11 protein-coding genes are annotated in these 13,996 nt (G+C 38.8%); 8 read left to right on the top strand and 3 right to left on the bottom strand.

Annotated features, from left to right (window positions below):
- Positions 1–16: 16 nt before the first annotated feature.
- Complete coding sequence (locus tag A3K91_RS09905; protein WP_084387327.1) at positions 17–1,465, top strand: anti-phage deoxyguanosine triphosphatase; 1,449 nt, start codon at positions 17–19, stop codon at positions 1,463–1,465.
- 178 nt (positions 1,466–1,643) lie between these two features.
- Positions 1,644–2,306 (top strand): hypothetical protein, encoded by a 663-nt coding sequence (locus tag A3K91_RS09900; protein ID WP_062845108.1) that lies wholly within the window; start codon positions 1,644–1,646, stop codon positions 2,304–2,306.
- Between the two features lie 154 nt (positions 2,307–2,460).
- Here the strand turns inward: A3K91_RS09900 and A3K91_RS09895 are convergent, their stop codons facing one another.
- Positions 2,461–3,054: a BLUF domain-containing protein gene (locus A3K91_RS09895; protein WP_062845107.1), complete on the bottom strand. Its 594-nt coding sequence runs from the start codon at positions 3,052–3,054 to the stop codon at positions 2,461–2,463.
- Positions 3,055–3,573: 519 nt separating this feature from the next.
- On the opposite strand from A3K91_RS09895, the gene A3K91_RS09890 reads away from it, so the two are divergent.
- The 6 genes from A3K91_RS09890 to A3K91_RS09865 all read left to right on the top strand — a co-directional run bounded on the left by A3K91_RS09890 (position 3,574) and on the right by A3K91_RS09865 (position 11,290).
- Positions 3,574–4,008 (top strand): hypothetical protein, encoded by a 435-nt coding sequence (locus tag A3K91_RS09890; protein ID WP_062845106.1) that lies wholly within the window; start codon positions 3,574–3,576, stop codon positions 4,006–4,008.
- Positions 4,009–4,062: 54 nt separating this feature from the next.
- Positions 4,063–4,800, top strand: a complete 738-nt coding sequence (locus A3K91_RS09885; protein WP_062845105.1) for a hypothetical protein — start codon at positions 4,063–4,065, stop codon at positions 4,798–4,800.
- Positions 4,801–4,832: 32 nt separating this feature from the next.
- The gene (locus tag A3K91_RS09880) at positions 4,833–8,174 is read left to right on the top strand and encodes a type I restriction endonuclease subunit R (RefSeq protein ID WP_062845104.1); all 3,342 of its coding nucleotides are present in this window, start codon (positions 4,833–4,835) and stop codon (positions 8,172–8,174) included.
- Between the two features lie 10 nt (positions 8,175–8,184).
- Positions 8,185–9,009, top strand: coding sequence for a M48 family metallopeptidase (locus A3K91_RS09875; RefSeq protein WP_062845103.1), 825 nt, complete (start codon positions 8,185–8,187; stop codon positions 9,007–9,009).
- A gap of 305 nt (positions 9,010–9,314) precedes the next feature.
- Positions 9,315–10,016 carry a M15 family metallopeptidase gene (locus A3K91_RS09870; RefSeq protein WP_062845102.1) on the top strand — a complete coding sequence of 234 codons (702 nt, stop codon included), beginning with the start codon at positions 9,315–9,317 and terminating at the stop codon, positions 10,014–10,016.
- Positions 10,017–10,066: 50 nt separating this feature from the next.
- A complete protein-coding gene (locus tag A3K91_RS09865) occupies positions 10,067–11,290 on the top strand; it encodes a DUF819 family protein (protein WP_208855347.1) in 1,224 nt (407 codons plus the stop codon).
- 179 nt (positions 11,291–11,469) lie between these two features.
- Here the strand turns inward: A3K91_RS09865 and A3K91_RS09860 are convergent, their stop codons facing one another.
- Complete coding sequence (locus tag A3K91_RS09860) at positions 11,470–12,369, bottom strand: SMP-30/gluconolactonase/LRE family protein (protein WP_062845100.1); 900 nt, start codon at positions 12,367–12,369, stop codon at positions 11,470–11,472.
- 49 nt (positions 12,370–12,418) lie between these two features.
- Positions 12,419–13,582, bottom strand: a complete 1,164-nt coding sequence (locus tag A3K91_RS09855; protein ID WP_062845099.1) for an iron-containing alcohol dehydrogenase — start codon at positions 13,580–13,582, stop codon at positions 12,419–12,421.
- Positions 13,583–13,996 lie beyond the last annotated feature (414 nt).

The following is a 13,996-nucleotide window of genomic DNA, read 5'->3' as shown; positions in this document are numbered from 1 at the left end:
AAAAGAAGTAATGTATATGATCGATATTAAGGCGATGGAAGAAAGAAGACAGGAGCCACCAAAGCGCTATGATGAAGTTCGTAGTGAATATGATAGAGATGAAGCCAGACTAATACATTCTGCTGCTTTTAGGCGTCTACAATCTAAAACACAAGTATTGGGGTTAGGAGAAAGTGATTTTTACCGCACTCGATTAACTCACTCTATGGAAGTGGCGCAAATTGGTAGAGGTATTGTTCAGTATATCAATGAATCTGAGAGGTTTTCAGAGTACAAAGAGTACTTACCTGATATGTCTTTGATTACAGCTATTTGTTTAGCACATGATATTGGACATCCTCCTTTTGGACATGGTGGTGAAGTAGCTCTTAATTACTGTATGAGAAAGTATGGGGGATTCGAAGGTAACGGTCAGACATTGAGAATACTTGGGAAGATAGAAAAATATACTGATGAGTATGGCCTGAACCCTACAAGACGAATGCTATTAGGCGTTTTGAAGTACCCTGTTTCATATCATGAATTAGTTGATGAGAGTTTTTATAAAGTTAAGGAAAACCCTGAATTACCATATTGGTTATTCAAAGCAGATACTCAAAAACCGCCTAAGTGCTATTACGATGTTGACAGAGATATTGTCAGCTTCATTTTTAAAGCTTTTAGCAAAGAAGATCAAAAGAATTTTTTCAAACTTAAAGAGAAAAAAGTCGGTGAACATAGAAAAACTAGATTTAAATCACTAGATTGTACAATTATGAATCTGGCAGATAATATTTCTTATAGCTTACACGACTTAGAAGATGCACTTTCCTTAGGAATGATTAATGAAAAGCAGTGGGAAAAGCGTTTCGAAAAAAAACATTACTTGTTGGACAATAAAGCAAATAAAATTGAGAGAAGCGAGTTAGAATTTGCCTCAATAACAAAGCAGCTTTTTAGTAGCAAGAGTCATGAGAGAAAAAATGCAATTGGCTCTTTAATTAATTTAATGATTACTAGCATTGTTATTGTAAATAATGGTTCAGGTTGTACTGACCCTTTGCTGTACCTTGAAGTTAAGCTTGAAGAAGAAATTGAAAAGCTTAGAGAACTTATCTGTAATCTTGTATATGATATTGTGATAAAAGATGAAAATGTTCAACAGCTTGAGTTCAAAGGTCAGAAATTAATTATTGAGTTATTTCAAGTGCTTTCAGAAGATCCTGAAAGGTTTTTGCCAAAGTCTACTAAAGAAAGATGGACGCAAGCCAGTCAAGATGCCGAGAAAAATCCAAAAAAATACTTATTACAATCTGTTATAGAGAAGTTAGAGCAAGAAGAAAAGAGTGTGGTAGATGAAGCTAGAGAACATGCACAAATGAGAGTTATTTGCGATTTCATTGCAGGTATGACTGATGACTACGCAACTAAGTTTTATGAGAAGTTTTTCACTCCTAACAAAGGTTCTATATTTGATAGACTATAAATAATAGTATTCTAATATAGGTATTTGTTGCTGTGATTATCTGATGATATTGAATTTATTATAAATAGTTACCGCGACATCGCAGCCAATTATACAGTGTTCTATACAACTGCCACGCTTAGTGCCTTTGGGCAACGCGCAACCTTGGCGGTTTTTCTTTGTTTAGGGGTAGTGCCGAATGAATAAAGTTGAGCTTCCACCGTCAGTGCTAAATTGCTTAAAGGATGAGATGCAGATTGAGATTGATCATTTCTTCGATAAATATAATAGTTTTGATGATAGTTTTAAAAGCATGGCAAATAACTTGCTCTTAAACATGCTAACTGATTCCAAAAAAGAGGGTTCATTTGACGGTGATACACATTACTACGAAGAAGGTAGTGATAAAGAAAATGAATTTATGCAGGTAATGTTTGATTGTTTTAATGTTTCTAATAAATATAAAGGATTAGAGCTACATCAGGAACTTTATGCACACCCTAGTCGCGGTGGTGATGCCTGGTTTCCAATAGTAATAATATCTTCGCCTATAGATAGTTATCCTGAACAACCAGCCAAGCTGACTGTATACAGAGGATGTTCTTTAGAGTCATTTGAGGACAAAAGTTATAGGGATAGGCAGTCTTGGACTACTGATTTCGATACGGCAAAAGCATTCGCTTTTAATCACTATGGGTTTGATAAAGAAGATCGAGTTGTTATCGAAACTACTGTAAGTAATTCTGATATTTTTTGGATGCGAGTTGGTGAAAGAGAAGTCGTTTTGAATCCAAGATTTACGCCCTTATCGGATGTAATAAAATTAGATTATGAGCAATGTAATCAGGGTGGGCAGATATGACCAACCCTAGTATCAACTTCACAGAAGAATTTAGTGTAAAGCTCCCTATCTTAATATTGCTCCATAACGTACCTATATCTAATTCTTTTAGGCGCTCTCGTTCAGATTGAGGACACGCCCTAATATCGGCACTGACTGATATTAAGCAATGGCATCAAGCAATGACATTATATCTAAACAGCAAGATCGCCACAGCAGAGCTGATCAGCACACTCAAAAAGATATAGAACAACACATTATTACTGGCCAACGTCTTTTGGACATCGGAATATCCTAGCTTATCAAAGGTAATCAGGTCTTTATCTAGGTTGGAGTAATCAATGGTTTTTACGGACTCGATAAAATGATCGACGAACCAATGAGGCCAATGCTGTGGTTTGAATGGGGAGATATCAGTTAGCTGAGTATGATTTGAGAATTTTTTCCAGTTACTATCATTTAGATTAATACTGTGCATACGCCAATCTGTAAAGCTATAACCGCTTATCTTTTTAGAAAAAACGACATCCACATCTTTATGGTTTTTGTCTTTGAATATTCTTTGCATCAGGGAGGAGACAACCTCCTTTGTGCCTTCTAGACATTGCAAAAAGCTCTCATTGTTATTGCACAAAAAACCCGCGATATGGTTCTCTTTATTAAAAGATTCTGAGTGATGTTGTATATGCGCAAACACCGAGCTATCAGCGGTATTGATATCACTAATATATATCAATCTGATGAGAGCATTTGTAGGCGTGTCTTGCATAGATTTTTCTAGTTTGTCGTGACTGTATATATTCATATCGGTATATATATTAAATATTATTTGTTGTTTTCATGGGTATTATGATTGCTATTATAAAATATTTGCAGATATTTATTTAACCCTAGCGTATGAGAAGTACTATCAAACGTCCAAATTTGGATATATTAGAATACGGTCGACTCAACAGCTCCTTAAAACCACTGATGAGTTAATGCAGTAGGTCACTAACCTAAAATGGCTATCAATAGGTAAGTGTGGGGCGCGTATAAAAATAGCAATGTTTTTATGCCTTTTTTCTGTTCGTATCAGCTAAAATCAAGATAACCAAACAAACGCTATGTAAAAGGCGGCAGGCATGACCGATTCCAATCCTAGTATCAACTTCCAAGAAGAATTCAGCTCAAAAATCCCTGCCTTAACCTTGCTCATTTTAACACTGTCAATAAATTTAAAAATTCTATGACATTATTCCGTTTATTATCTCTAAGCGTGCTAATAGTATCTGCTGGAAATACTTTAGTGCATGCCTCAGCTAGCGAATACGAGGATACCGAACAGTATGACCTCGCATTTCGTGTCTCCTATCCTTATTACGAGCTACCCTTAACTGACCAAGATTTCAGCGGTTATGCGGACTCATTTGGTATTGAGCAATTTGATACACTAATGCCACCTATCACCGATCCTAGCTTATTAGAACAGCTTGCAAGTCTACATTTAGGCGCATCTGACAGTGGGTTTTTTCAACTGCATGAAAGCGGAGATTACCAAGCATTTTTATCATATGGTTTATACGAAGATGAAGACGAAGCGTATGTCACCGAAGATAATCCTTACGGAGCGTATGTCGATCAAGAGAATATATTAGTCTTGATCAAAGATGGACAGCTACTAATTGTCGCGCTTTACGATGGCTTCAAAATTGATAAAAATTTGAATGTGAGTTATGACTGAGCTTTTAGTTGTCGGGTTGGAGTTCTTTAAGAAGTGGTTGATAGGGAGTAAACAGTGGAACCAGATATAACTAAAATTGTGACTACTTTATTAGGACTAGGAAAATTTGGCGTTATCTCGACCGCTTTTCTAATTTTTTTATATAAAATAAATGATATTACTAGCTTTCATCAGTACATAACTAGTCGTAAAAGTAAAGCGCTAAAGGAGGCGCTCGATGCGGGTATTGTAACGGGTAGAAGTGCTGATTATCTTAAAGAATCGCTAGAAAATAGTTTGTATAAGAGGTTCGAAGGTATAAGTTGGGACAAACCTTTTCGAGAAAAATTGTTAAAGCTCAGAGTTGATTCGAATGGTAAGCTTACGATGAAAATGTTCAAAAGAGCAGATATATTTATTATAACGATAGATGGTAATCCTGTTATTAGTATAAGCTGCATTGAAAAACTGTTTCTAAATTTTTTAAAGATAACGGGTTTTTTAATGCTCATGATATCTGCTGCACTGGTATTAATAATGTCTTTCTGGTTCAGTGGTATTACCGATTTAAACGATGTAATTTTTAAGTTAAAAGCATACGTAATACTGTTGTTGCTTATGATATTTTCTGCAATGTTTTCTTTGAGAGAAGCTCAGTCTTTAAAATTTGCTCTAGAAATAGACAAAGAGTTAGCTAGAAACAGCCAATATCAGAGTCAGATCGAAGTATGCAATTTCCCTGCTTTGTATAGCAGCTTAATTATGAATATTAAACAAATTTGGAAATCTACAAAAACATTTTTTACAGGGTAGCGACTCATTTTAATATTATCAAGTGGGCAAATATGACCGATATCAGCATCAACTTCGCCGAAGAATTCAGCTCAAAAATCCCTGCCTTAACCTTGCTCACCACGCTGGGCTACGAATTTATCCCACCAAGCCAATGCAGTGCCATGCGCTCAAAAGTGGCTTCAAATAAGGCCACCAACCAAGTAGTGTTATTGCCTATTATGCGTGCGTTTTTAGCCAAGCAAACTTTTACATTTGAAGGTCAGGCGCATCCTTTATCAGACAGCGCCATTGATAAAATCATGCACGAGCTAAACCCAGCGATGAACTTAGGGCTGCAGGCAGCAAACGAGGCGCTTTATAACGCCATGCTTTATGGCGTGACCGTGACTGAGTTTATCGACGGTAAAAAAACCTCACAAACTATTGCTTTGATAGACTGGAATCATATTAGCAATAATAGTTTTCACGTTACCGAAGAGCTGGTGGTACTCAATAGCGAGGGTACAAACAGCCGTAGACCCGATATCGTCTGCTTTGTGAATGGTCTGCCGTTAGCAGTGATCGAAGCCAAACGCCCTGACTCCAGTAGAGAGTGGCAATCGACCAATGCTCAAGCGGTGTCCCAGCATATTCGCAATCAAAAGCAAAAAGAAATTCCACATCTATTTGCCTATAGCCAGTTATTGCTAGCGGTCAATGGTAATGACGGTCTGTATGCCACCTGCGGTACGCCTGAGAAGTTTTGGGCAAAATGGGTTGAGGAAGAGATCTCTGAGCCTGAGTTTGCCCGTCTAAAAAACCAAGCGCTCAGTCCTGAGCAGATTGAGAATCTGTTCGCTCATCGTCCTGTCTCTATTACAGATGAATATAAATCACTGATTGCTGGCGGTGATCTGGTCGTTACCGATCAAGACCGCCTAATTGTTAGCTTATTACAGCCTGAGCGTTTGCTTGAAATGACACGCCTATTTACCTTATTTGATAAAAAGGCTGGCAAAATTGTTGCCCGTTATCAGCAAGTCTTTGGTATCAAAGCCTTGATTGAACGCATTAGCACCTTTGATGAAAAGGGCAGTCGTGAAGGCGGTGTCATTTGGCATACCACAGGCAGTGGTAAATCTTTCACTATGGTTTTCTTCTCTAAAGCTTTGATTTGGTTAGAGAAGCTTGCGAAGTGCCGAGTCATTGTGGTCACCGACCGTGTCGATCTGGAAACCCAGCTTAGTAAAACCTTTGCTTCTGGTGGTGTGCTTAGTGATCGTGATAAATCCGATGCGATGGCAACCTCTGGTCGTCGTCTAGCGCAGCAAATCGGTCACGGTAACGAGCGAGTTATTTTCTCAATTATTAATAAGTTTGGCTCAGCCGTGAAGTATGATGAATGCTATAACGACAGCCCAAATATTATCGTCATGGTCGATGAAGGTCACCGCAGCCAAAATGGTGAGAATAATATCCGCATGGCACAAGCCTTACCGAATGCTGCTTTTATTGCCTTTACGGGTACGCCTCTGCTAAAGGATGACAAGACCGAAAACAAATTCGGTAGCATCATTCACTCTTATACTATGCAGCAAGCGGTCAAAGATAAAACCGTCACCCCACTCTTATACGAAGAGCGTATCCCTGAGCTCAATACCAATGACCAAGCCATCGATGCATGGTTTGATCGTATTACCCAAAAGCTCACCAATGATCAAAAAACCGACCTAAAACGTAAGTTCTCCCAAAAAGGTCAAATCTATCAGGTTGAAGGACGTATTGAGCTGATCGCTCATGACATCTCTGATCACTTTCAAAACTTTAAACAGCAGCACCTAAAAGGTCAATTGGCTTGTGATTCTAAAGCCTCAGCTATCCGCTATAAGATCGCTTTGGATAAGATTGGCAAAGTGACCTCTGTGGTTGCCATGTCATCGCCTGACACTCGTGAGGGGCATGACACCGTCGATGGCGAATCAAAAGATATCGTACAAAACTGGTGGCAAGATAATGTCGCCAAAGAGTACGGCGGTGATGAAAAAGCATACACCAAAGCCATTATAGAAGCCTTCAGTCAGGACGATGGTCCTGACATTATGATCGTCGTCGATAAGCTATTAACGGGCTTTGATGAGCCCAAGAACACTGTGCTATATATAGATAAACCATTAAAGCAGCACAATCTTATTCAGGCGATTGCGCGGGTGAATCGTTTGCATGAGAAAAAACGCTTTGGTTATCTGATTGATTATCGCGGCATCTTAAAAGAGCTGGATATCACCATTGAGAAATATCAAGACTTAGCGGAACGTACGCAAGGTGGCTTTGATATCGAAGACCTCAAGGGTCTATATAACGCAATGGATACCGAGTATAAGCAGCTACCAAGACTGCATAGCGAGCTGTGGGCGATATTCTCATCGGTGAAAAACAAGCAAGATGGGCAAGCGTTAAGACAGGTGCTTGCGCCAAAAATGCAGGAAATAGATGGCAGGGTAGTCGATACCAAGCTTAAAGAGCGTGATGACTTTTATGCGGCTTTGACCGAGTTTTCTAACGCTATGAAAATTGCACTGCAATCAGCGTCTTTCTTTGAAGATAAATCATTTGATAGCAAGCGTGATCGCTACAAGACAGATCTAAAAGCCTTTGTTAATCTACGCAAGCAAGTACGCGAAGACGCTGATGAGACCATCGATTACGATGAGTACGAAGCGGATATTCGTAGCTTACTCGATAAGCATATTGCAGGGCTTGAGGTTAAAGAAGCAAAGGGCGTTTACCTAGTCGACAATTTAGGAAAAAATGCTAAGCCTGAGACGATGAGTGATGATGAAGCGCGTAACCAAACGGATAAAATTACTGGTCGTGTGACCAAGATGATTGAACAAGATCTGGCTGATGATCCTTATGCTCAAGAGTATTTTTCTAAATTACTTAAGCAAGCAATTGCTGATGCCAAAGCCATGTTTGATGCGCCAGTGAAGCAGTACATGATGTTTGCTGACTTTGAGCAAGCCGTCAAAGAGCGTGATGTCGCTGATATACCAAATAGCTTTATCGATGATAGTGGCAAATTAAACAAACATGCTCATGCATATTTTGGTTTGTTTAAGTATTTGTTTGATGCTGATTTCTTAACGGATAGAGAGCTAGATAACGATAAGCTCGTCGCTTACGCCTTTGAGATTGATAAAATCGTTAAGACAGCAGTGGCTGAGTATTCTATTAATCCAGCAGAAATTGAAAATGCGATTAATAGACGCTTATTGCCAATGTTATTTGCTGACCTAGGTATCGATAAAGCGCAGCAGCTCATTGAAGCAGTACTAAAAATTACCCGACTTGGGCTTTCAAGAGAAACGAAAAGCATGAGAGAGACAAGCAGTCCAAGAGCAGCCAGAGGGTAGGTAGTAGGCAATGACTGAGAATGGCATCTTTTATTATGGTCAAGATAAGATCTACTACGAAATCGTGCGTAAAGAAGGCACTTATAAAGCAACAGTAGGTAAGTCTAAAGCTGATACTCTGACCACTGAAAAAAGCAAACCTCGCAAAATTGTGATTAAAGTACATCCTGATCAGCGTGTGGTCGTTACTGCGCCTATTGATGCTACAGATGAGATGATACATGACGCGATAATGAAGCGTGCGCGCTGGATATGGCAAAACCTACAGGACTTTGCCAAGCAAAAAGACCATGTACTGCCTAAGCGTTATGTCAGCGGTGAGACCCAGTTTTATATGGGTCGTCGTTATGTGTTAAAAGTGATAACCGATGCAAAAACTAGCGATAAAATAAACAGTACGGTGAAGCTCAGTCGCGGTAAGTTACAGGTAGAATTGTCTCAAAGTGATTCTAAATTAGACGCTGAAAAACGAGCGGTTCTCGTGAAAAGCTTGATTGATAAATGGTATAAAGACAAATTTACATTGGTCTCTAGAGAGAGGCTTGAGGCCTTGATACATAAGGCTTCATGGGTAAAAAATAATCCTTCATTGAAGTTAATGACCATGAAAAAACAATGGGGAAGCTGCTCAAATAAAGGCAATTTAATCCTCAATCCGCACTTAGTCAAAGCACCAAAAGAATGCATTGATTATGTGATACTGCACGAGCTGTGTCATATCGCCGAGCACAATCATAGTGAGAATTTTTGGCGCTTGTTGACCCAAGTCATGCCGAACTGGAAAGAGGTAAAAGCGAGACTTGATGGTATGGCTGAGCTGTATTTAAATGATTAGCTTTATATAGTTGGAGTAGTAGTCATACATAGTCTTATCTATCAAGATACTCATCAAGACTGTTCTACATTTTGTGATACGTCTTTTTTAGTCTAAAAACATATATATGTTTCTAAGATATCTATGCTAGTATATTTTTTGGCTATGTAAATCAAGAAAAAATGTTTTTGGAAATTAATAGTTGATGGTACGTTAAGACTCGAACTAAGGTTAGTTTAGGTGTCAATATTATTCAGTCTTATCTAAGCATCAAAGATACGTTCAACATTATTTTCTAAAAAATATAGAACCATGTTGAGAGAAAAATGCTTTTATCTTCAATACCTACTCCTATCGAACACGACTGGAGACATATAGAAAATATATCTATATTCGAATCAAATGAATCATTATTAGCCGTTCCAAACACTCAAAACCTTAAGCAACTTCCTATTTATTTTGATAGTAACGTCAATCATGCCATTAATATTTGTGTGGCAAGGCAATCTGTTATTCAAAAATTACAACAAGCTGCTGATTTGCTTCCTAAACATTTAGGGATTTTGGTACTTGATGCTTGGCGTTCAAGCGCCGTACAAAAAGCCCTGCAAGAAAAAATTGGCGACAATATTAAAACCATATACCCACATCTTAGCGTTGATGAACAACAACAGCTCCTATCGGATTTTGTTGCACCAGTGCGAGCGGATTTTATTAGCCCTCACTTAACAGGAGGCTCTGTAGATATCACTTTGTTCAATCGTGAAACAAATGAATGGCTTGATATGGGTGCTGGTTTTGATGAGCCTACTGAGCGCTCACATACGCATTTTTATGAAGACCAACCTACACATCCTGCTTGCCAAAACCGACGCTTACTGTATTCGGTAATGAATCTTGTAGGTTTTAGCAACTTACCTACTGAGTGGTGGCATTTTGATTATGGCAACTCACTTTGGGCATATTATAACCAAAAAAGCCATGCTATTTATGGTGCCGCTCACTGGGATGTTGTAGATCATCAATGACTGTAATTTCAAAATTTTGACATTTATCAATATTAGGTTCAAGGAGGAACATGATGGAAACATTGATTCAGGCAGATGATCATTTAGCGCTATGGACATTTGTGATGGTTGCAGCCACTTCTGCTATTTTTATTGAACAACGTTATAAGTGGGCCAGTAAAATACCAGGTGCTATCATTGCATTGCTGATTGCAATTATTGCCTCCAATCTAAAAGTTATTCCAACGGACGCTCCTACCTATGACATCGTCTGGGGTTACATTGTTCCTTTAGCAATACCTTTGCTCCTATTTAAAACAAACATACAGTCTCTTGTCAAAGAAAGCTGGAAGTTACTACTGTTATTTTTGACATCGTCTATAGCGACTATGATTGGTACTGTCTTTGCGTTTATGGCACTACGGCACTACATTCCAGAACTAGACAAAGTAAGTGGCATGATTTCAGCTTCGTATAGTGGTGGAGGGGTAAACTACGCTGCTATGTCAGCTAAGTTAGCACCAAGTGAAAGTATTAATGCTGCGACTATTGTTGCTGACAATATGATGATGGCCGTATATTTCTTAATATTGATTGGATTGGCTGGAGTCCCTATCATACGTCGAGTATGGGGTTCACCGCATACAGACGCAATTGAGAAAAATCCAGAAATGTCGAATAGTCGGACATTGTCTGAAGCATACTGGAAACCCAACCTGATTTCCTTAAAAGATATAGCGATTTGTTTGGCTGCTTCTATGCTCATAGTTTTAATATCATTTAAGCTATCCGCATTTTTGCAAGCCTTATTAGGCACTAGTGATAATGTTGTGATTGGTCTGCTCATTAGTTTGATTACTGATAAGTACCTTTTGCTAACAACAATAACCTTTGTAATAGTTTCTATTTTTAAGAGCAGTTTCGAAAAATTAAATGGTAGCCAAGAGCTGGGAACTTATTGTATTTATCTGTTCTTTGTGGTCATTGGTATTCCAGCCTCTATTGGTCTAATTGTGACCAAAGCACCATTATTATTCGTATTTGTACTAATAATTGCGCTGATTAATCTAGCTATCACTATGGGTGTGGGAAAGCTATTCAAGTTTAGTATTGAGGAAGTCATACTGGCCTGTAATGCCAATATTGGTGGTCCAACAACTGCAGCCGCTTTAGCAATTAGTAAAGGCTGGACGAATTTAGTGGGCCCTATTTTAGTTATCGGTACGGTAGGTTATGTCATTGGTAACTACATAGGCACTATTATCTACTTTATAGTGACCCAGATTGGTATGTAATTACCAGAATATAAAGACGCTATTAATGTCGATCTTTTATTTTTCAAAGGCTAGACGAGAAAAAAAGTATATACGTTGTATACCTTTACATATTTTATGAAAAACTGACGACTCAGAGATAAAAGAAGCAAGCCACTTTAAGTGGCTTGCTTTTTATTTACGTTCTAAAAACTTTCTAATTATGGCGTACCTGCATGTCCTACCTTAACTTGCGCAGCTAACATACGTCCTTTAGTTTCTGCCTTGCGAGAGGCCTCATCCCAATCTGGTGCCGCGCACATGAACAGTGTCTTACCATCTTGTCCGCCAAGGGTAACAGCAAAAATACCATCAGGTGCAGTATCGATAGTTTCTAAAATCTCGCCACCCTCTGCTATACGTACAGCTCGCTGATTTAAGGTATCTGCGATCCAAACAGCACCTTCGACATCTAGCGTGAGACCATCAGGTAATATACTGGCATTTTCTATACGCAAACCAAGATTTGGCTCATCGCCTAATTCTCCAAAATTAGCAAAGTCACGCTTTTCTCCTAGGCTACCGTCTTCGTTAATATCAAATTGCGTAATTTTATTGCCAAAAAGCTCGTTAACGATCAATGTTTTTTGATCTGAAGAGATAACCATACCATTTGGAAAAGCTAACCCTTCGGCAACAATCTGTGAGCTTCCATTAGGTTTGATCAATACAAGCCCTGTATTTTTATGGTCAGCGCCACCCATCAAATCAAAGCCAAAGTTACCCACATAGGCATTGCCATTAGGGGCTACCACCATATCATTGGCATGACCACCACAATGCTCCCAGATATCCGCGTGGACGACCAAGTTCCCATCATTTTCTAACCGTAATACTTTGCGGTCTTTCATCGACACAACCAGCATACGTCCATCAGGCAACCATCCTAAACCGGAAGGTTGCTGTTCAACATGCACAATCTTTTCTGCCACTCCTTCATTATTAACTCGATAAACGCCTTGAGTATAGAAATCGACAAACCATAATGCATTTTGATACCAGCGAGGTCCTTCTAGATAGTGAAAGCCATCAACAGCAACTTCTAATTCATATTTCGACATGATCATCTTCCTTGATTGATAGACAAAATTATTTAAAAAACATCTCTTATCAGGCTATTTCTTCATATATTGCAGTGACTTCCTCTAAAGTCATATCTTTGGGATTGGTGGCGATTAGTCGTGCATAAGTATTGATAACTATGTCGGCTAGGGCGGGAATATCGTTCTTTGTAATGTCCAATTCACTTAAACGGTATTTAAGACCGCTGGTTCCTAAGAACATTTTTAATTGACTAATAAATGAAGTAGCGGCGTCCAAATCTGTCATTCCAGCAGTTTGAGCAGGTATAACAGCACGAGCCAGCTCTGCGTAGAGAGGTGCAGCTTCTGATAAGTTAAATGTGAAAACACCACACATAACGAGTGCATTAGCATGTCCATGTGGAATGTGGAAATTAATACTAAGCGGGTAGGACAGACCATGAACAGCAGCCACGGAGGCATTGACGAAAGCGATACCAGCCAGTGTAGAACCTAATAGCATCTCGGCACGAGCATCAATATCGTCGCCTTGGTTTAACACTTTTTCAAAATTATGCCAAAGCATTTGTAATCCCTTCAGGGCCAGTGCATCTGAAATATGATTCTTTTTAGTACGACTCGTATAGGCCTCAATACAATGCACCATTGCATCAAGCGCGGTTGCTGCAGTGATATGACGGGGTAGTTTTAGGGTTAGGGTTGCATCTAATATGGCAACGTCAGGTAGGATTTTAGGAGTATAAATAGCTTTTTTACTGCCATCTTTTGCTGTAATCACGGAGACAAAGGTAGACTCTGCGCCCGTACCAGCAGTAGTCGGTATGGCAAATAGTGGCAGTTTTTTGAAACCACTAATATCTTTATCCAAAATATCGTTAACGGACTGAAAGTCGTTTGGATATAAGGCGACAATCTTTGCTGTATCAATAGAGCTTCCGCCCCCTAAACCAATGATCAAGTTACATTGATTGTCTCTTGCGAGCTCAATAGCGCTTTCAACAACTGCAATCGGTGGGTCTGCAACGACACTATCGAACACAACTACATTGACGCCCACTTCTTGTAAAGATTGCTGTGCGGTATCGACATAGCCTAGTTCGGAGATACCAGCATCTGTAATAATGATGGCTGATGTTGCAGAATATTGTTTTGCTAAAACACCTAGCTTTTGGCGCATGCTGTCAGCTTCGCTGACAATATGGCCATTAGTATAAAATTCAATCCCTTTCATTCTGTTCTTCCTTGATATATGCACACTTAGATATTGTTTTCTTAAATTCAATCAATGCCACAGTAAGAATGCTTTTATATCGATTAGACTCTTATAAGAACATTGCTTGCAGTGGGTGACTAAAATAACGCGTTAAAAGAGTCTAGATATCAGAAAAATTATGCAACGTCTGAATTTCTTAGACTACCTAACTAGCCGATTTTTGTAATATATTACAGTAGCATAAACATGAGAGAATAGTCATTAAATGATTTGACAGCTATCACTTTAGTTGATAATTTCAGGTGAGTATTTAAGTACACGTTAAGTATATATTGACCTACCTATGTACAACCATTACTAATGGTGTATTTAACTTACTCGTCAAATACTGTAAAAACGTAAGTTAAATTAATAAACTTATGACTACTATCA

The sequence above is a fragment of the Psychrobacter alimentarius genome (genome assembly GCF_001606025.1).
GTDB classification, from domain to species: Bacteria; Pseudomonadota; Gammaproteobacteria; order Pseudomonadales; family Moraxellaceae; genus Psychrobacter; species Psychrobacter alimentarius.
Note: the sequence above shows the minus strand (reverse complement) of the source record. Positions and strands in the feature narration are given on the sequence as shown.

What these genes read in the sequence shown, in the direction of transcription:
- A3K91_RS09855 (WP_062845099.1), bottom strand. Translation starts at nt 13,582, where the DNA reads ATGAAAGGGATTGAATTTTATACTAATGGCCATATTGTCAGCGAAGCT.
- A3K91_RS09860 (WP_062845100.1), bottom strand. Translation starts at nt 12,369, where the DNA reads ATGTCGAAATATGAATTAGAAGTTGCTGTTGATGGCTTTCACTATCTA.
- A3K91_RS09895 (WP_062845107.1), bottom strand. Translation starts at nt 3,054, where the DNA reads ATGCAAGACACGCCTACAAATGCTCTCATCAGATTGATATATATTAGT.
- A3K91_RS09875 (WP_062845103.1), top strand. Translation starts at nt 8,185, where the DNA reads ATGACTGAGAATGGCATCTTTTATTATGGTCAAGATAAGATCTACTAC.
- A3K91_RS09905 (WP_084387327.1), top strand. Translation starts at nt 17, where the DNA reads ATGATCGATATTAAGGCGATGGAAGAAAGAAGACAGGAGCCACCAAAG.
- A3K91_RS09880 (WP_062845104.1), top strand. Translation starts at nt 4,833, where the DNA reads ATGACCGATATCAGCATCAACTTCGCCGAAGAATTCAGCTCAAAAATC.
- A3K91_RS09870 (WP_062845102.1), top strand. Translation starts at nt 9,315, where the DNA reads ATGCTTTTATCTTCAATACCTACTCCTATCGAACACGACTGGAGACAT.
- A3K91_RS09900 (WP_062845108.1), top strand. Translation starts at nt 1,644, where the DNA reads ATGAATAAAGTTGAGCTTCCACCGTCAGTGCTAAATTGCTTAAAGGAT.
- A3K91_RS09865 (WP_208855347.1), top strand. Translation starts at nt 10,067, where the DNA reads ATGATGGAAACATTGATTCAGGCAGATGATCATTTAGCGCTATGGACA.